This is a genomic window from Micromonospora sp. NPDC002411 (assembly GCF_053592955.1).
The window spans coordinates 25,728-42,176 of the sequence record NZ_JBSFBM010000004.1 but is presented as its reverse complement, the minus strand read 5'-3'; the positions used below and the strand labels follow the sequence as shown (position 1 = coordinate 42,176).

Sequence of the window (16,449 nt, the reverse complement as noted above, 5' to 3'; positions counted from 1 at the left end):
GATGCCCGCGAGAGTCGGCCGGCCACACCACCGGAATCGCCCCGGCAGGTCCGAATTGGGTCGCCCGGTCGGCCGACACGGCCCTAGGCTGCGCCCATGCTGCTACGCATGTCGACCCTATTGCTGCGGACCCTGCGCGAGGATCCGGCCGACGCGGAGGTGCCGAGCCATCGGCTGCTGCTGCGCGCCGGCTACGTCCGTCGTGCCGCACCGGGCGGCTACACCTGGCTGCCGCTGGGCAAGTTGGTGCTGGACCGGATCACCGAGGTGGTCCGCGACGAACTGGTCGCCATCGGCGACCAAGAGGTGCACTTCCCGGCACTGCTGCCCGCCGAGCCCTACCGGACCAGCGGCCGGTGGACGGAGTACGGCGACCTTCTCTTCACCCTCGCCGACCGGCGCGGCGCCGAGCACCTGCTGGCACCCACCCACGAGGAGATGGCGGCGCTGCTGGTCAAGGACCTGTTCACGTCGTACCGGGACTTCCCGGTGACGCTGTTCCAGGTGCAGACGAAGTTCCGGGACGAGGCCCGGCCCCGGGCCGGTGTGCTGCGCGGCCGGGAGTTCCTGATGAAGGACGCGTACTCGTTCGACCTGGACGAGGCGGGGCTGCGCGACGCGTACGCCCGGCATCGCGCGGCGTACCGGCGGATCTTCGACCGGCTGGGTCTGGACTACACGGTGGTGCACGCGATGTCCGGCGCGATGGGCGGCTCCGCGTCGGAGGAGTTCCTGGCGACGACACCTGTCGGCGAGGACACGTACGTCGGTTGCACCGCCTGCGACTACGCGGCCAACACCGAGGCGGTGGTCACCCGGGCACCCGCCACCGGCGATCCCACCGCGCAGCCTCCCGTCGAGGTGCACGACACACCGGAGACGCCGACCATCGCCAGCCTGGTGGAGCTGGCGAACGCCCGCCGGTTGGGCGACCGGGACGGTTGGACCGCCGCCGACACCCTGAAGAACGTCGTCCTGGCCGTCCGTCAGCCGGGCGCGGACCGGACCGAGCCCCTGGTGATCGGGCTGCCCGGCGACCGGGAGGTCGACCTCAAGCGGGTCGAAGCCGCCCTGCACCCGGCCCAGGTGGCCGTCTTCGAGGAGTGGGCCGAGCATCCCGAGTTGGTCCGCGGCTACATCGGGCCGCAACTGCTCGACAAGCTGGGCGTCCGTTACCTGGTCGATCCTCGGGTGGTGGCTGGCTCGGCCTGGTTGACCGGGGCCAACGAACCGGGCCGACACGCGACCGACGTGGTCTGCGGGCGGGACTTCACGCCCGACGGCACGATCGAGGCTGCCGAGGTGCGTGCCGGCGACCCCTGCCCGACCTGCGACGACGGTGAGCTGACCATCCGGCGGGGCATCGAGATCGGGCACATCTTCCAGCTCGGCCGCCGATTCACCGACGCCTTCGCTGTCGACGTGCTCGGACCGGCCGGCAAGCCGGTCCGGCCGACGATGGGTTGCTACGGCATCGGGGTCTCCCGGGCGGTGGCGGCGATCGCCGAGCAGCACCACGACGACCGTGGGCTGGTCTGGCCGGCGGCGATCGCGCCGTGCGACGTACACCTGGTGGTCGCGGGCAAGGGCCCGCAGCTCGACGCGGCGCTGGAGCTCGGCGGGCGTCTCGCCGCGGCCGGCCTGCGGGTGCTTGTCGACGACCGCACGCACGTCTCGGCCGGGGTCAAGTTCACCGACGCCGAGCTGATCGGCATCCCCCGGGCCGTCGTGGTCGGCCGCCGACTCGCCGACGGGTACGTCGAGCTGCGCGAGCGGGCCGGCGACGGGCGCTCCGAGCTACCGCTGGAAGGGTTGGTGGACCGACTCGTCCACGAGGTACGCCAGGAACGTGGAAACCTGGTGTAGCTGCCGCGTCACGGGGTAGTGCTGTCTGATCGGTGGAAACGTCTTCGGAGGCTCTCGTGACCGAATACCGGGTCAGTGACGTGATGACCAAGCAGGTCGTGTACCTGTCGGCCGAAACCACCCTGGACGAGGCGGCCAGGGTGATGAAGGAGGCCGACATCGGTGACGTGGTGGTCACCGACGGCGCCAGCCTGGCGGGCATGCTCACCGACCGGGACATCGTGGTGCGGGCCGTGGCGGAGAACAGCTCCCCTGCGGCCACCACCATCGGCTCGATCGTCACCCGCGAGGTGGTCATGATCGAGCAGCATTGCACTGCGGGTGAGGCGGCGGCGCTCATGCGGGACCGGGGCATCCGGCGGGTGCTGGTCTGTGACAGCGATCGCAAGCTGGTCGGGATCGTGTCGCTCGGCGACCTGGCCATGCAGCTCGACCCCACCAGCGCGCTGAGCGAGATCAGCGAGCAGTCGCCCACCGTCTGACGACGTGCGGGCCGGTCCGGTCGGCTTGTTCGCGAGGGCTCCGCACGACGGCGGTAGCCTCGACGTATGGCTGACATGCCGGCCCGACTGGCCGAGATCGTCGACGAGTTCGCCGCGGCGCCGCGCGACCTGGTTCTGGAGATGCTCCTGGAGTACGCGGACGTCATCCCGGTGTTGCCGGAGGGCACTGCCGAGCGTGAGGGCATGGAACAGGTGCCCGAGTGTCAGACGGCGTTCTTCCTGCGTGCGAAGGTGACCGCGGACGGCACCGTGGAGACGCTCTTCGACTGCCCACCGGAGGCGCCCACCACGCGGGCGTTCGCCGGGATCCTCGCCGAAGGGTTGGCTGGGGCGAGCGCCGAGCAGGTGCTGGCCGTGCCGGACGACCTCTATCAGCGGATGGGCCTGGCGCAGGCAATCAGCCCTCTGCGGGTTCGTGGTGGCACGGCAATCCTGGGTCGCCTCAAGCGGCAGATCCGGGAACAACTCGGCTGACCGCGAGGTTGCCACCGATCATGGAGATCGAGATCTACGCGGACGTGATCTGCCCGTGGTGCTACATCGGCAAGCGCCGCCTGGACCAAGCCCTCGCCAACTACGAGGGTGAGGTGACGGTCCGTTACCGGCCGTTCCAGCTCGACCCGTCGCCGGTGCCCGAGCCTCTTCCGCTGGTGCAGGCGCTGGCTGGCAAGTTCGGTGGCCCGGAGCGCGCCCGGCAGATGGTCGACCACGTGACCCAGGTGGCGGCGGGCGACGGCCTCCGACTGGACTACGACCGCGCGGTGATCGCGAACACCTTCGACGCGCACCGGCTGGTCTCCTACGCCACCGACCACGGTCGGGCGGCCGAGATGGTGGAGGCGCTCTACCAGGCGCACTTCAACAACGGTGTCGACGTCGGCTCCCGGGAGGCACTGGCCGCGCTGGCCGGTGACATCGGGCTGGACGCGGCCGACGCACGACGATTCCTCGACTCCGACGAACGCGTCGCCGACGTCGAGGCCCAGTTGGCCACCGCCCGGGACCTCGGCATCACCGGTGTGCCGATGTTCGTCCTGGCCGGGAAGTACGCGGTCTCCGGTGCGCAGGAGGTGCAGACGCTGCTCGCCGCAATCGCCGAGGTCGAGCAGCGTGAGGCCGCAGCCAACTGACCCCGCACGGCACCCGGCATCGATGATCACAATGTTTCACGTGCAACAACATCGACGCCGATCGCTTGTCAGGCCGGCCTGGCCAGGCCTTCCACCACCTGAGCACCGGGCAGCGCGCCCAGCGCCGGCCCCGGCAGCGCGATCTTGCTGTGCCGTACACCCGAGCCGATGATCACGTGCGGGGTGGCGATGACCCGCGAGTCGACAAGGATCGGCCACTGCGCCGGCAGTCCGATCGGGGTGATGCCGCCGTACTCCATGCCGGTCAACTCGACAGCGTCGGCCATCGGCGCGAAGCTCGCCTTACGCACGTCAAGCGTGCGGCGGGCCACCCCGTTCACGTCGGCCCGGGTGGTGGCCAGGACGATGCACGCCGCGTACCGCACCACTCCGTCGCGCTTGCCCGCCACCACGACGCAGTTGGCCGACACGTCCAACCCCACCTCGTACGCCTCGCAGAACGCGGCCGTGTCGGCGAGGTCGGCGTCGATCGGCGCCACCAGCACGTCGTTGACGTCCACCGGCGCGTCGGCGGGCCACTGTGCGATGGCCTCCGCCACCGGCGGGGCGAGCAGGTCGAGGCGAGCGCGGGCCGGTTCGGTCTTCAGCGTTCCCATCACGGGTGCGATCCTCGCATCCGCACTGCCGAACCGCCCGGCGGCTCCCGGGCCGTTCCGCGACACCACCGGGCCCGGCCGAACCGCACCGGTGCTCAACTGCCGGCGAGGAACGCGTTGTCGCGCATGAAGGAGCGGTCGCGGGCGGCCGCCAACTCCTCCTCGCGCCGGGCCCTGGCCCGTTGCAACTCCAGGTCCTCCAACCCGTGGCGGACACCCAGCCGGATCACGCCGTAGAGGAAGACGAAGCCGAAGACGTAAAGGATCACCGTGGTGACGACAACGAACATGGCGTCACCGTAAGACGAACGTGAACCGTTGTTGCTCTCATCTCCGGCCGGTTCCCCCGTACGTGTCAGCAAGGTGATCGGCCCAGGTACGGACGCCCCGGGGCAGCGCCTCGGTGACGAGACCACCGCCGCGCAACTCCCGACCGAGCCGGCCGGGGATCCGCACCGGCAGCAGCGGTCGGCGTGAGCCTCGGGCCTCCCGCCACGCCCGAACCGCCTCGTCGAAGCGGAGCACCTGCGGCCCGCCGTACTCCTCGATTCCGCCCAGCGGCCCGGCTACCAGCCGAGCCGCCAACCGCGCCGCCACCTCGCCCGGATCGACCGGTTGGGCCAGCACCGCCCTGTCACCGATCACCGGTCCCAACCGCGAGCTGGAGGTGAGCAGGTCGTCGAGGAACTGCGGGAACTGGGTGGCCCGCAGCACCGACCACGGCACCGGTCCGGCCGCGACCACCTGTTCGGCGGAGAGCTTGTGCCGGTAGTACGGGATCGGCACCCGGTCCACTCCGACGATTGAGATGTAGACGAGGTGCCCCACACCGGCGGCACCGGCGGCCACCACGAGCCGGCGGGTACCCAGCACGTCCACCTGGTAGGTCTGCCCGCCCTGCGGGGCGGACGCCAGGTGCAGCACGGCGTCCACCCCGGACACCGCCTCGTCCAGCCCGTCGCCCGTCACGAGGTCCGCCACCACCCACTCGACCTCGGAGCCGCTACGCCACTGCCGGCTGGTGGCCCGGACCGTCACACCGTCCTCGTGCAGCCGTGCGAGCACCGCGCGCCCCAGGCGGCCGCCCGCCCCGGTGACCAGAACCCTCATCTCGTCCTCCTGTTCCGGCCGCGAACCGCGGCACACCCGATTCGATCGATGAGCCGTCGGCCCACTCGGTGTCGACGGCACAGGCGGCGCTCCCGTGACCGGGAGTGCGGCGGCTCACCCGGACCGGATCAGGTCCAGCACGGTCAGCAACGCGAAGAACGCGATCACGATCTCGTTGACGATCCAGGCGTGCCCCTCGGCCCACTCCCGCATCCGGGTCAGCGTCCGCGCCGCCCTGTCCCCGAGCAGCAGCAACGCCAGCAGGGGCAGGGCGAGCAGGAGCACTGTGAGCAGCACGAACGGCACCAGGTGCCACCACGGCAGGTTGTGCCGGGCCGCGCTCGCGCCGACGGCGGCCATGGTCAGGTCGTCGGTAGGTGTCACCACGAAGAGCAACGCGCCCAGCCGCATCGCCTGACGGGGTTCGGCGCGCTCGATGCTGCCCAGCCATCTCGGCGGCCCGGACCGGTTACGCCGTACCCACACCACCACGGCTAGACAGACCAGCAGCGCGAGAACCACCAGGTCGATGGCGGGTCCGCGGTCGACCTTGCCGGCGACGGCACTGGCATCGGCGGCCAGGCCGCCCACCCAACGGGTCACCAGCCAGCTCACCGTCACTCCGGCCGTGACCACCAGCCCGGCGCCGCCGAGGAAGCCCAGCGACGCCGCCCGGGGCCGGTTCGACGAGGCGAGGAAGACCGCCACGACCAGTTGGGATCCGGCGACCATCACCACGGCGAGCGGCAGGATGGTCAGGAGGTTCATCGCCCGTCATCCTCCCGGCCCGACCGGGTCGGAGGCGGCCGTTTCCCCGGATCACCCGAGCGGTCGGGTGCTCCCGCCCACCACGACCCGGCCGGCCAGCAGCGCCCCGAGCAGCGCGAGACCCGCCGCCACCACCAGAGTCAGCATGTAACTCGCCGGGCCGGGCGCGCTACCCGCCGCCAGCACGGCCCCGGTCAGCGCCAGCACGGTCGCCGCGAAGAGTGAGTCGCCCAGTTGCAGCGACGAACTGTTGCGCCCCTGCTCACCCGGGGCGGACAGCTCCAGGGTGAGCACCGACAACGACGGGTAGAGCAGGCCCATCCCGAGACCGGCGACCGCCCAGCCCAGCACTGCCACGCTCACCGGCAGCTCCGGCCGAACGGCCAGCGCCACAGTGGCGGTGCCGACGGTGATGCAGGTCAGTCCGGCGCGCGGCAGGCTGGCCCGGGAGGCCGGCACCGGAATCCGACCCTGCAACCACGAGCCCACCGACCAGGCCAGCGCGCCAACGGTGAGGACCAGCCCGGCCGAGGTCGGCGACAGGCCCCGCTCCCGGGAGAGCATCAACGGGATGACGACCTCGGCGCCCACGAACGCCGCCGACGCCAGACCGCGCAGACCGACGACCGTCGGCAGACCACGAGCCGCTCGGAGGAACCCGGCCGGCAGCAGGCGCGGGGCGCAGACCAGCAGGCCGACCACTGCGGCCACGATCAACACCACGGCAGAGGCGCCGCGCTGCTGACCCCCGATGTGCAGCAGTGCGGCACTCAGCGCGGCACCGCACGCCCACCCGATCCGCGCCGCCGCGCCGGCCGGCGGACCGGTCGTCGTACTCCGGCCCAGCGACCGAAGGCCCGGGTGGATCAACAGGACCGCCGGTACGGCCACCGCCGGGACCGCCAGGAAGACCCACCGCCAGCCCAGGTACTGCACGATCAGGCCGGCGACCGCAGGCCCCACCAGCGACGGTACGACCCACGCCGCCGCGAACGCCGCGAAGATCTTCCGGTGCAGTTCCTGCGGGTACGCCTGCCCGACGATCACGTAGAGCGCCACCGAGAGCAGACCGGAGCCGAAACCCTGCACCGCCCGCCCGACGACGAGCGCGCTCATCACAGGGGCGGTCCCGGCGATCAGCAACCCGACCACGAACCAGGCGACACCGTGCCACATCGGCCCGCGAGGGCCACGGGCGTCGCACCAGATGCCGGACACGACCATGGCCAGCACACCCGTGGCGAACGATCCTCCGAACGCGATCCCGTACAGCGCCAGCCCGTCCAGGCTGCGGGCGACGGTGGGCATCGCCGTGCCGACCGCCAACGCCTCGAACGCGAGCAACGAGATCAACGCGACGCTGCCCACTGTCATCGCCCGCAGCCGGGGCGCGAACAGCCCCGGCGCTGCGGGTACGGGCGTGGCGGTTGTTGTGCTCGACATCCACCGAGGATGCGACCTCAACCCTGATTCATGTCAAACCCTGGTGACCCGGCTCTCGTCAGGCGTCCTGCAACGCCTCCCCGACCCCGCGCACCAGACCGGAAAAATGCTGGTCGGCCAGCAGGTGACCGGCGGTGATCACCAGGGCGATCGGCCACTCGATGACCTGGAGCGCGGCAAGCACCCCGAGCCCGGCGTAGTAGACGACCTTGTCCGGTGGCGGCACCGCCACCTCACCCAGCATCGGCAGGTCAACTCGTCGCTGATACATCTGGACGTTCTCGCGCGAGCCGTTGAGGTGTCGTGTCAGCGTGCTCATTCCGGCCTCCCCGTGTCCGGTGATGGTCGTCGGATTCCACACCACACCCCGTCCATGCGCCGACCTCGACGGAAAGTTCCGCTGCTCAAGGGGCATAACGGACGGCAGGTCGGGAAGCCAGGCCGCCGGACGCGAGGCGGTGGGAGGACGAGATGGCCGGCGTGCCGCACCTGTTCGGCGAGGCGGCCCGGACCGTCAGCTCGGCCGCGACCCGGCTGGCCCGGAACACCGGCCTGACGCGTCGTCGGGTGTGGTCGCGGCCCGGTCGGCACCACATCGAGGTCCACGGCGTGTGCCAGGACGGCGGCAACCGGCTGGCACGCCAGGTGGAGGGCGCGCTGGAGCGGATGCCGGGAGTCGCCTGGGCCCGGGTCAACGCTCCGTCGGGCCGGGTGGTGGTCGCCGTCCAGACCCCCGAGCCGACGATGCGCGACCTGATCGAGACGATCAGCAGGATCGAGCAGACCTGCGACCACGAGCCCGACCCGGAGATCCCGCCGCCGCACCCACCGGAGGAGGGGCCCCGAACTCCGCGCACCCTCGGCGGGCTCGCCTCGGACGCGCTGGGCCTCACCATCTCGGCGGCCACCCGGATCCTGCCGTTCGCGCCGCTACCCGGGGAGGTCTCCGGCCTGCTGGCCGCCGTAGATCTACAGCCGAAGCTGCACGAGTTCGTGGGCAAACGGCTGCGCTCCGACCCACGCGCCGACATCCTGTTCCCCCTGGCCGAGGCGGTGGTGCAGGGTTTGACCGGTCGCTGGACCGGGATCGTCCTGGACGGCGCCCAGCGGGTGGTGCAGTGGGGCGAGGCGCGGGCCCAACTCTCTGCCTGGGAGCGCGCCGAGCCACGGCTGACCGGCGACCCGGACCGTGCGACGGCCCGATGGCCGGTGATCGACCGTCCCCGGCCGAAGCCGGACGGCCCCGTCGAGCGGTACATCAACAAGATGCTGGCCGCGGGCGCGGCGGCCGGAGCGGCGGCGATGCCGTTCGCCGGGCCCAAGCGGGCAACCGCGTTGGGCCTCGCCGCCCTGCCCAAGGCCCCCGGCAGTGGACGCGAGGGGTACGCCGCCCAGCTCGGCTGGATGCTGGCCCGGCGTGGCGTGATCGCGATGGACCGCAGCGTGCTGCGGGAACTGGACCGGATCGACACGCTCGTGTTGGACGCGGCAGTGCTCGGCTCGGACCGGGGCGTACTGGCTGATCTGGCGCCGGCGACCGGAGCGGACGTCGACCAGGTGGCGGAGCGGGCCTTCGCGCTGTTCGACCCGGACCACCCGGCTGCTTCCCGCACGGCCGACGACTGGCGGCTCGGGCCGCTGGACCAGATGCCCGCGACCGACGATGGCGACATCCCGGACGGGGACCGTCTGCGATCCGCCGGGGGTCAACTCCTCGGTCTGGCGCACGGGGACCGGCTGGCCGCGCTGTTGCGGGTGGAACCGGAGCCCGCGCCCGGCGTCGACGGTCTACCGGCCGCCGCCCGCAGGGCCGGTCTGCGGCTGGTCGTCGCGGGTGGGGACGAGCAGCGCTACGCCTTCGCCGACGCGCTGCTGCCCGGCGGCGAACGGTTGACCGAGTCGGTACGCGCGCTTCAGCGCGACGGCGCGGTGGTGATGGTGGTTTCCGCGGACCGGAAGGCGCTCGGCGCGTCCGACTGTGGTCTCGGATTCACCACCGCCCCGGAGGATTTGCCGCCGTGGGGTGCGCACCTGCTGGTCGGCGGCGACCTGCGGGTGGTGGCCCTGGTGATCGAGGCGACCGGGGTGGCCCGACGCACGGCGAAGCAGAACATCCGGCTGTCCATGGCCGGCAGCGGTCTCGGGGCGCTCGGCGCGTTCACCGCCCCACCGACGCAGTTGCCGCACAAGGCGCTGGTCGCCGTCAACGGTGCTGCCGGGTTGGCCTTCGCGAACGGCGTCTGGCAGGCCCGCCGGCTGCACGACCAGTCGGACACCCCGGCGCCGGTCACGACCGCCTGGCATCTGATGCCCGTCAGTACCGTGCTCGATCACCTGGGCAGCACCCCTGACGGTCTGACCGGCGTGGAGGCCCAGCGCCGCCACCATGGGTCGGCGGGGAACGGCGACGCCGCTCCCGGAACCGGTGGTCTGCTGCGCGCCTTCGTGGAGGAGTTGTCCAACCCGTTGACTCCGGTGCTGGCCGCCGGTGCGGTGCTCTCCGCGTCGTTCGGATCGCTTGTCGACGCCGCGCTGGTGGGCAGCGTCGTCGGTGGTTCCGCCCTGATCGGCGCGGTACACGAACGGAACACGGAACGGTCGCTGGCGGAGTTGCTGTCCCGTTCGGCGGTGACGGCACGGGTCCGTCGGGACGGCGCCGAGCAGGTGGTCGCCGCCGGAGACCTGGTACTCGGGGACGTCATCACCCTCGAACCGGGCGACTCGGTGCCCGCCGACTGCCGGGTGCTCGAATCAGTGGGCCTGGAGGCGGACGAATCTTCGCTGACCGGTGAATCGTTGCCCGTCGCCAAGTCCAACCGACCGGTGGTGGCCGCCGCGATTGCCGACCGCCACTCGATGCTGTACGAGGGGACCACAGTCGCCGCCGGACATGGCACCGCCGTGGTCGTGGCGACCGGGTCGGACACCGAATCCGGTCGCAGTCTCGCGCTGGTCCGGCAGGCCCCACCGACGAGCGGTGTCGAAGCCCGCCTCGGCTCGTTGACCAGCGCCGCCATCCCGTTGGCCGCCGGCTCGGCGGTGGCGGTGGCGGGCGCGGGTCTACTTCGGGGCGTACCCCTTGCCGAAACGGCGGCGACCGCCGCGAACCTCGCCGTGGCGTCGGTGCCGGAAGGGCTGCCGTTCCTGGTGAGTGCGGCGCAGCTGGCGGCCGCCCGACGTCTCGCCGAGCACGGCGCGTTGGTGCGCAACCCGCGCACCATCGAGGCGTTGGGCCGGGTGGACGTGCTCTGCTTCGACAAGACCGGCACGCTCACCGAGGGGCAGTTGCTGCTGGCCGGGGTCGGCGACAGCGCCGGCGACCGGTACGCCCCGGTGGACCGGTTGGACGACCGACTCCAGTTGACGCTGGCTGCAGCGTTACGGGCCACCCCCGCCGCGGCAAACCCGGAGGAGTTGGCGTTGCAGACGGACCGGGCGGTCCGGCGGGGTGCCGGGGAAGCCGGGGTGGTGGAGCAGACCGGCGCCCCCGGTTGGCGGGCGAACGGAGGGCTGCCCTTCGAGCCGTCCCGCGGCTACCACGCGAGCGTCGGCGAGACCGACGGTCGCCTGCTGCTGAGCGTCAAGGGCGCTCCGGAGACGGTGCTGCCGCGGTGTTCGGCCCGCCGCATGGACGGCACTCAGCAGCCGTTGGACGACGCCGGGCGCGCGGAGTTGGAGCGGATGCTCGCCGACCGGGCCGGGGCGGGCAACCGGATCCTGGCCGTCGCGGAATGCCCCGTGGACGACCCGAAGGTGACCGACTCCGACGTGCGAGGGCTGACCTTCGTGGGTTTCCTGGCCCTCGCGGACGGGGTCCGGGAGAGCGCTGCCCCGGCGGTGCGCCGGATCCGGCAGGCCGGCGTGCACACCATCATGATCACTGGTGACCATCCGGCTACCGCCGAGGCGATCGCCGCCACCATCAGCGAACACGACGAGCAGCGCGTGGTCACCGCCGGTGAACTCGACCAACTGGACGACGACGCGCTCGCCGACCGACTGGCCAACACCGACGTGGTGGCCCGCTGCACCCCGGCGCACAAGGTGCGGATCATCCAGGCGTTGCAGAAGTGCGGGCGAACCGTCGCGATGACCGGCGACGGGGCCAACGACGCTCCGGCGATCCGGCTGGCCGACGTCGGCATCGCCCTCGGTCAACGGGGCACCCCGGCGGCGCGTGCCGCCGCCGACCTGGTGGTCACCGACGACCGGTTGGAGACCATCATCGCGACCCTGGTGGAGGGTCGGGCGATGTGGTCGTCGGTGCGCCACGCGCTCAGCATCCTGGTCGGCGGCAACCTGGGCGAGATCGCGTTCAGCGTGCTCACCGCCGCGGCGACCGGTCGTTCCGCGCTCACCGGCCGACAACTGCTGCTGGTCAACCTGCTCACCGACCTGGCACCTGCGTTGGCCATCGCGGTCCGGCCACCCGCGTCGGACCGCACCGACAGGCTGCTCCGGGAGGGCCCGGACATGGCGCTCGGGGAGAGCCTCACCAGGGAGATCGGGCTGCGGGCGGCAGCCACCACCCTGGGCGCCACAACGGGTTGGACGTTGGCCCGGTACACCGGACGTCGTCAGCGGGCCGGAACCGTCGCCCTGGTGTCCCTGGTCGGCACCCAACTCGGCCAGACCGTCCTGGCCGGGGGCACCAGCCCGACCGTGCTGGCGTCAACGGCGGCATCGTTGGGGGTGCTGGCCGTGGTGGTGCAGACGCCGGGAGTGAGCCAGTTCTTCGGCTGTACCCCGCTCGGGCCGGTCGGCTGGACCATCGGGGCCGGGTCGGCGCTCGGCGCCACCTTCGCCAACGGCGTGCTCACCAGGCTGGTGGAACACCTGCCGGAGGCACGACCCGACGCCGCTCGACCCTCGCCCGAGGTGGAGCACGCGGATTGACCAACGGTGCTTCGCCTGACCGGCGTCACTTCCCGCACCGTCACCGCTGTTCGGCACGGAACGGGTCCCGGGCCGGTCCCTGCTCGGCCCAGCACAGACCACCACGAAACTCCATCCCCGGAACACCATCGCTGAGTCGGCTGATGTCCACGACACCCGCCAACGCGGTGACGACGTCCGACCGTAGGTCCGCGACGGCCGTCTCGAGATCGTCCTCCTCCTGGGACCAGTCGATGTCGGCCGCCCGCAGATCGGCGATCGCGTGACCGGTGACCGCTGCGGGGTCGGTGACGAGCACCTCGACCCGGCAGTAGACGTGCACAGTGAGGGGGGTTCGCTGCTCATCCATCCGCGGATCATGACAAGCGCGACGCACGATCCGACAGGTCTTTACCGCAGCGGCCTGGGGAGAGGCACTTCCCCTCTCATCGCCTTCTCGGCCAAGTCGATGCGCTCAGCATGAAGCCTGCTGTCTTCCAGCGGATGGCCAGGCACGTTGATGCAGCGTTGACCCGACAGCGCACTACACACTGGACACAGGAGAAAGAACCCGCTCGACGGCACCAGCTCGACACCCTGGGCCAGAGCGGATCTGCCAATCTTGACGATCGCGTCGTACAGCTCGTCGTCCTGGTGCCGTGTAGCTGCGGCAGCCGCCTCCCGCATCCCGTCCCAGAATTGTTCGACCGAATTCGGCTCGCTCACGTCAATCCGCACGGTCGCGGATCCCCGCCTCCGATCCACGTAAACGTCAGCACCTGACTGGCGCATCAGTCGGTACTGTCGATGCGAAACAGGCTCTAGCATCGTCGGCATGGCAACGAGGCTGGTGCAGATCAACATGAAGGCGCGGGACGACTCCGCGCTGGGCGACTTCTGGGCGAAGGCACTCGGTTGGGGAGTCTCCAGCGAGGAACCCGGCGTGACCAACCTCGAACCTGAGGGCTTCGTCTATCCCGACCCCGTCGCCGTCTGCATCGACCTCGTCGTCTCCACGGAACCCAAGACGGTGAAGAACCGGGTGCACGTCGACCTCGCCACCACCTCGGCAGCCCACCAGGCGCAGGTGGTGGCGCGCCTGACGGATCTCGGAGCCACACCTGCCGACGTGGGCCAGGGCGACGTCCCGTGGACGGTCCTGGCCGACCCGGAGGGCAACGAGTTCTGCGTGTTGGAACCCCGACCGATCTACCGAGACACCGGGCCGATCGCCGCTGTCGTGGTCGACTGCACGGATCCGCGTGCCATGGCCGAATTCTGGGGACAGGCCACGGACTGGGTCCTGCACGAGGTGACCGACCGCCAGGCGGTGCTGCGCTCCGCCAAGGGCGTCGGGCCGTACCTGGAGTTCATCCGGACACCCGATGTGAAGACCGGGTGGAACCGCGTCCACCTCGACGTTCGGCCGTACCCCGGGGACGACCTGGGGGCCGAGGCGGCCAGGCTGACCGCTCTCGGCGCTACCGTCATCGACCTGGACGTTCCGTGGACGGTCCTCGCCGACCCGGAGGGCAACGAATTCTGCCTCCTCACCCCAGCCTGACCTGAGCGCTCGTCCGCACCCCTTTCTCACGGCGTTCGCCAGCCGATCCGTCGTACTCGTCGTCGTCGCGATCGTCATGGTCGACGTCGCTCTTCAGACGCAGGCCCTTTTCAACCGAGCGCGGCTGGTCGCCCCTTCCCAGATGGTTCGCAGTCGGCTCAACACGGCGCTGGCCACGTGGGCGCTGGGACGACGGGGCCCACTCTTGATCCCGCCTCCGGGTAACATCCCCATGCTTTGATCTTTAACGGGGAGGAATATCTACATGCGATGGAAGATCCCGGCTGGCGCCCTGATAGCGCTGGCCTTTCTGGTTCCGGCGGCACCGGCGGCCGCCCAGTTCGAATCGCCCGGGCTGGACGCGGCCTGCCAAACGGTCGAGCGCAAGGTGTACCAGGACGTCCGTAAGCTCGTCGCCGTTGACCTGGATACCCCGACCGATCAGGAGATCCGGGTGTTGACCGCCCAGCTCCTGCATACGGCCAACGTCGACAAGTTGACCGTTCTGCAGGGTGCCATCGATAAGCAGCTGAAGGGCACCCCGGAGGAGCTCCGGGCATTCCTCAAGAAGGACGTGCCGAACGTCTGGATGGTGGATCTGCGGATCAAGGTGGGCCAGTCCATGACGGGCGCTGGCGTCAACGTGAAAAAGGCCGCACAGGTGACGCTCGACAACGGTTCCCTCGATGCCCTCCTGGCTTACCTCAACGACGGCGTGTACACCGCGCGTGAGCTCGACTGCGCGTCTCAGCCCACCCCGACGCCGAGCGTCACGCCCAGCGTTACGACGAGCGCCACGACGACCGATGCACCGACGGCTACTCCCTCCACGAGCCTGGCCGCCGCCGGCGGCGAGGGCGGTGGACTGCCCCTGACCGGTGCCAACACCGCGACCGTGGTCAGCGTTGGCGGTGCGCTTCTGCTCCTCGGCGGCACCGGTTTCCTGATCGGACGCCGACGCCGTTCACGCTTCGTCGCATAGTTCCACTCGACGCGCCCGGCTCGATGCTTCATCGAGCCGGGCGCGTCTTTGCGTGCCCATCCGACAGCGACATGAACACGGCGCATATTGTGATCACGTGGACGAGCGTGAACAGCTGGCGGTGGACGCCGTGAGATCGTTCGTCGCAGCCTTCAAGCGGATCCACGAACGCCTCTTCGCGGCCTTTCCGGAGCTGACCGGCTTGCCCGATCTACTGACTGCGGTGAGGTCAACTCGAGTACTACCTCGGGAGGGCCGGTCGAGCACCGGCATCGACTACTCGGTCCACGGTGCCGGTTGTCGAATGACAGACGAGCAGGGCACCGTAGTCGACGTCGACCTGGTCGATGGTGTGGAAGCCTTCGACGGCTGGCGGGTCCATGTCTTCCTCGAAGGACGCGAGGGGGAGAGTCTCTCGGTTGAAGAACTGCACACTGCCTGCTCCCGCCTCGCCAGTTGGGCGGAGCTGCGCGAGCTGCAGCCGCACCGTTGGTACGCGCCCTGATGGCGAAACGGATCTTCACCTTGGGAGAGCGCGATCAGATGGTCGTGAGCCTCGGACCAGCTGCGCACCCCAACTATCGGCCCGTGGCCGGCCCATGACGACCCGCTGACCTGCTGTCTGGACCCTGCCCTGCTACCAGATCGCGAACGTGTTGCCCGACGCCCCGATACCGGGCCACCGCCTTCGGCAGGTCGTACTCCTGGATCGCTTGGCTCACCTCGTCATCGAGGCCGAGCATCCCTGTCTCGACCTCCACGATGCGGGCGAGGGCGTACGCGGTAGCGACGGCCGCATGCGCGCTGGCCACAGTCGCTGTGTATCGGTAGGGAATCTCGATGGACGCGGAATTGCCCGCGTAGCAGAGCTGCATGGCGGGCTCGTGGAGCCACAACTCAAGGTGCGTCGGGTAACGACCTTCATCGGCCGGGCCAATCTCATGCTCTGCCCGCGCGACAATCCGCCGCCGGGCAGCCTCCTGATCGTTCGTGAGGTGGAGCAACAGCTCGTCGCTCAAGCCGTCGTCGTCGTGGCCTGGCATGAAGAAGCTGATGTCGTATCCCATGCTGGGACAGTAGGGGCAAGCCCAACGCCTATCGCGACCAGCGGTTTCCCGGAACGGCCGACCGAACGCCGGGGTGGGCGCGATGCTGGAACCGAACGGCAGTCCATCGGCTGACACGTGCGGAGGTGGCAACGCATGCCCAACGATCCCCGATACCAGCAGGCCCTCGACACCGCGGAGCGCCTCCTCGGCCAACCGTTGACCCTGCCGCTGGCCGACGGGGAACCCGCGGTCGGTCAGGACTTCCGGCGGCTGGCGACCGAGCACACCTTCGGCGACTCGTGGCCGCGACCGGGCCTGGACCTGCGGAGCCGCTGCCTGATCTCGGTGGCCGTCGCGGCGGCGCTGGGCACCCACGAGCCGCTGCGGGGGCAGTTGCGCATCGCGCTGACGTCCGGCGTGACCAAGGAGGAGATCGTCGAGCTCTTCATCCACCTGGAGGCGTACGCCGGGGCGGCCCGGGCGTTCGACAGCTACCAGGTGGCCGCAGCGGTCTTCGGCGAGCACCGCTGACGACGCTGCCA

General features: G+C 70.6%; 18 protein-coding genes. 9 read left to right on the top strand and 9 right to left on the bottom strand.

Annotated elements, in window-relative coordinates:
• Positions 1-96: 96 nt before the first annotated feature.
• The 4 genes from ACWCO3_RS01280 to ACWCO3_RS01265 all read left to right on the top strand — a co-directional run bounded on the left by ACWCO3_RS01280 (position 97) and on the right by ACWCO3_RS01265 (position 3,499).
• Positions 97-1,866 (top strand): proline--tRNA ligase, encoded by a 1,770-nt coding sequence (locus ACWCO3_RS01280; RefSeq protein WP_145778304.1) that lies wholly within the window; start codon positions 97-99, stop codon positions 1,864-1,866.
• A gap of 56 nt (positions 1,867-1,922) precedes the next feature.
• Positions 1,923-2,348 (top strand): CBS domain-containing protein, encoded by a 426-nt coding sequence (locus tag ACWCO3_RS01275; RefSeq protein ID WP_167524739.1) that lies wholly within the window; start codon positions 1,923-1,925, stop codon positions 2,346-2,348.
• A 66-nt stretch (positions 2,349-2,414) separates the two neighbouring features.
• Complete coding sequence (locus ACWCO3_RS01270; RefSeq protein WP_354883466.1) at positions 2,415-2,843, top strand: SufE family protein; 429 nt, start codon at positions 2,415-2,417, stop codon at positions 2,841-2,843.
• Between the two features lie 20 nt (positions 2,844-2,863).
• Entirely contained in the window at positions 2,864-3,499 is a 636-nt protein-coding gene (locus tag ACWCO3_RS01265; protein ID WP_358162478.1) for a DsbA family oxidoreductase, read from the top strand.
• A gap of 68 nt (positions 3,500-3,567) precedes the next feature.
• Here the strand turns inward: ACWCO3_RS01265 and ACWCO3_RS01260 are convergent, their stop codons facing one another.
• The 6 genes from ACWCO3_RS01260 to ACWCO3_RS01235 all read right to left on the bottom strand — a co-directional run bounded on the left by ACWCO3_RS01260 (position 3,568) and on the right by ACWCO3_RS01235 (position 7,756).
• Entirely contained in the window at positions 3,568-4,116 is a 549-nt protein-coding gene (locus ACWCO3_RS01260; protein ID WP_145778307.1) for a YbaK/EbsC family protein, read from the bottom strand.
• A gap of 95 nt (positions 4,117-4,211) precedes the next feature.
• Positions 4,212-4,406: a hypothetical protein gene (locus tag ACWCO3_RS01255; RefSeq protein ID WP_088987020.1), complete on the bottom strand. Its 195-nt coding sequence runs from the start codon at positions 4,404-4,406 to the stop codon at positions 4,212-4,214.
• Between the two features lie 37 nt (positions 4,407-4,443).
• A complete protein-coding gene (locus tag ACWCO3_RS01250; protein WP_450007854.1) occupies positions 4,444-5,226 on the bottom strand; it encodes an SDR family oxidoreductase in 783 nt (260 codons plus the stop codon).
• Positions 5,227-5,340: 114 nt separating this feature from the next.
• Positions 5,341-5,994: a GAP family protein gene (locus ACWCO3_RS01245; RefSeq protein ID WP_450007852.1), complete on the bottom strand. Its 654-nt coding sequence runs from the start codon at positions 5,992-5,994 to the stop codon at positions 5,341-5,343.
• A 51-nt stretch (positions 5,995-6,045) separates the two neighbouring features.
• Entirely contained in the window at positions 6,046-7,437 is a 1,392-nt protein-coding gene (locus tag ACWCO3_RS01240) for an MFS transporter (RefSeq protein WP_145778310.1), read from the bottom strand.
• A gap of 58 nt (positions 7,438-7,495) precedes the next feature.
• Positions 7,496-7,756 carry a hypothetical protein gene (locus ACWCO3_RS01235; RefSeq protein ID WP_145778311.1) on the bottom strand — a complete coding sequence of 87 codons (261 nt, stop codon included), beginning with the start codon at positions 7,754-7,756 and terminating at the stop codon, positions 7,496-7,498.
• Between the two features lie 152 nt (positions 7,757-7,908).
• On the opposite strand from ACWCO3_RS01235, the gene ACWCO3_RS01230 reads away from it, so the two are divergent.
• Positions 7,909-12,333 carry an HAD-IC family P-type ATPase gene (locus ACWCO3_RS01230; RefSeq protein ID WP_450007850.1) on the top strand — a complete coding sequence of 1,475 codons (4,425 nt, stop codon included), beginning with the start codon at positions 7,909-7,911 and terminating at the stop codon, positions 12,331-12,333.
• A 40-nt stretch (positions 12,334-12,373) separates the two neighbouring features.
• Here ACWCO3_RS01230 and ACWCO3_RS01225 read toward each other — a convergent pair whose 3' ends face one another.
• Entirely contained in the window at positions 12,374-12,682 is a 309-nt protein-coding gene (locus ACWCO3_RS01225) for a hypothetical protein (RefSeq protein WP_357931826.1), read from the bottom strand.
• A gap of 41 nt (positions 12,683-12,723) precedes the next feature.
• Positions 12,724-13,050 carry a zinc finger domain-containing protein gene (locus ACWCO3_RS01220; RefSeq protein ID WP_357931829.1) on the bottom strand — a complete coding sequence of 109 codons (327 nt, stop codon included), beginning with the start codon at positions 13,048-13,050 and terminating at the stop codon, positions 12,724-12,726.
• Between the two features lie 97 nt (positions 13,051-13,147).
• Between ACWCO3_RS01220 and ACWCO3_RS01215 the strand changes: the two genes are divergently transcribed.
• From ACWCO3_RS01215 to ACWCO3_RS01205, 3 genes are all read left to right on the top strand, one after another.
• Complete coding sequence (locus ACWCO3_RS01215) at positions 13,148-13,876, top strand: VOC family protein (RefSeq protein WP_145778314.1); 729 nt, start codon at positions 13,148-13,150, stop codon at positions 13,874-13,876.
• Positions 13,877-14,141: 265 nt separating this feature from the next.
• Positions 14,142-14,858: an LPXTG cell wall anchor domain-containing protein gene (locus tag ACWCO3_RS01210; RefSeq protein WP_450007847.1), complete on the top strand. Its 717-nt coding sequence runs from the start codon at positions 14,142-14,144 to the stop codon at positions 14,856-14,858.
• Between the two features lie 97 nt (positions 14,859-14,955).
• Positions 14,956-15,363, top strand: coding sequence for a DUF6896 domain-containing protein (locus ACWCO3_RS01205; RefSeq protein WP_145778316.1), 408 nt, complete (start codon positions 14,956-14,958; stop codon positions 15,361-15,363).
• A gap of 73 nt (positions 15,364-15,436) precedes the next feature.
• Here ACWCO3_RS01205 and ACWCO3_RS01200 read toward each other — a convergent pair whose 3' ends face one another.
• Entirely contained in the window at positions 15,437-15,925 is a 489-nt protein-coding gene (locus ACWCO3_RS01200; protein WP_450007844.1) for a hypothetical protein, read from the bottom strand.
• Between the two features lie 135 nt (positions 15,926-16,060).
• Between ACWCO3_RS01200 and ACWCO3_RS01195 the strand changes: the two genes are divergently transcribed.
• Positions 16,061-16,438: a carboxymuconolactone decarboxylase family protein gene (locus tag ACWCO3_RS01195; RefSeq protein WP_357931837.1), complete on the top strand. Its 378-nt coding sequence runs from the start codon at positions 16,061-16,063 to the stop codon at positions 16,436-16,438.
• Positions 16,439-16,449 lie beyond the last annotated feature (11 nt).

Coding starts and splice junctions, on each gene's coding strand:
- ACWCO3_RS01280 (WP_145778304.1), top strand. CDS start 97: ATGCTGCTACGCATGTCGACCCTATTGCTGCGGACCCTGCGCGAGGAT.
- ACWCO3_RS01270 (WP_354883466.1), top strand. CDS start 2,415: ATGGCTGACATGCCGGCCCGACTGGCCGAGATCGTCGACGAGTTCGCC.
- ACWCO3_RS01265 (WP_358162478.1), top strand. CDS start 2,864: ATGGAGATCGAGATCTACGCGGACGTGATCTGCCCGTGGTGCTACATC.
- ACWCO3_RS01260 (WP_145778307.1), bottom strand. CDS start 4,116: ATGGGAACGCTGAAGACCGAACCGGCCCGCGCTCGCCTCGACCTGCTC.
- ACWCO3_RS01255 (WP_088987020.1), bottom strand. CDS start 4,406: ATGTTCGTTGTCGTCACCACGGTGATCCTTTACGTCTTCGGCTTCGTC.
- ACWCO3_RS01250 (WP_450007854.1), bottom strand. CDS start 5,226: ATGAGGGTTCTGGTCACCGGGGCGGGCGGCCGCCTGGGGCGCGCGGTG.
- ACWCO3_RS01245 (WP_450007852.1), bottom strand. CDS start 5,994: ATGAACCTCCTGACCATCCTGCCGCTCGCCGTGGTGATGGTCGCCGGA.
- ACWCO3_RS01240 (WP_145778310.1), bottom strand. CDS start 7,437: ATGTCGAGCACAACAACCGCCACGCCCGTACCCGCAGCGCCGGGGCTG.
- ACWCO3_RS01235 (WP_145778311.1), bottom strand. CDS start 7,756: ATGAGCACGCTGACACGACACCTCAACGGCTCGCGCGAGAACGTCCAG.
- ACWCO3_RS01230 (WP_450007850.1), top strand. CDS start 7,909: ATGGCCGGCGTGCCGCACCTGTTCGGCGAGGCGGCCCGGACCGTCAGC.
- ACWCO3_RS01225 (WP_357931826.1), bottom strand. CDS start 12,682: ATGGATGAGCAGCGAACCCCCCTCACTGTGCACGTCTACTGCCGGGTC.
- ACWCO3_RS01215 (WP_145778314.1), top strand. CDS start 13,148: ATGGCAACGAGGCTGGTGCAGATCAACATGAAGGCGCGGGACGACTCC.
- ACWCO3_RS01210 (WP_450007847.1), top strand. CDS start 14,142: ATGCGATGGAAGATCCCGGCTGGCGCCCTGATAGCGCTGGCCTTTCTG.
- ACWCO3_RS01200 (WP_450007844.1), bottom strand. CDS start 15,925: ATGGGATACGACATCAGCTTCTTCATGCCAGGCCACGACGACGACGGC.
- ACWCO3_RS01195 (WP_357931837.1), top strand. CDS start 16,061: ATGCCCAACGATCCCCGATACCAGCAGGCCCTCGACACCGCGGAGCGC.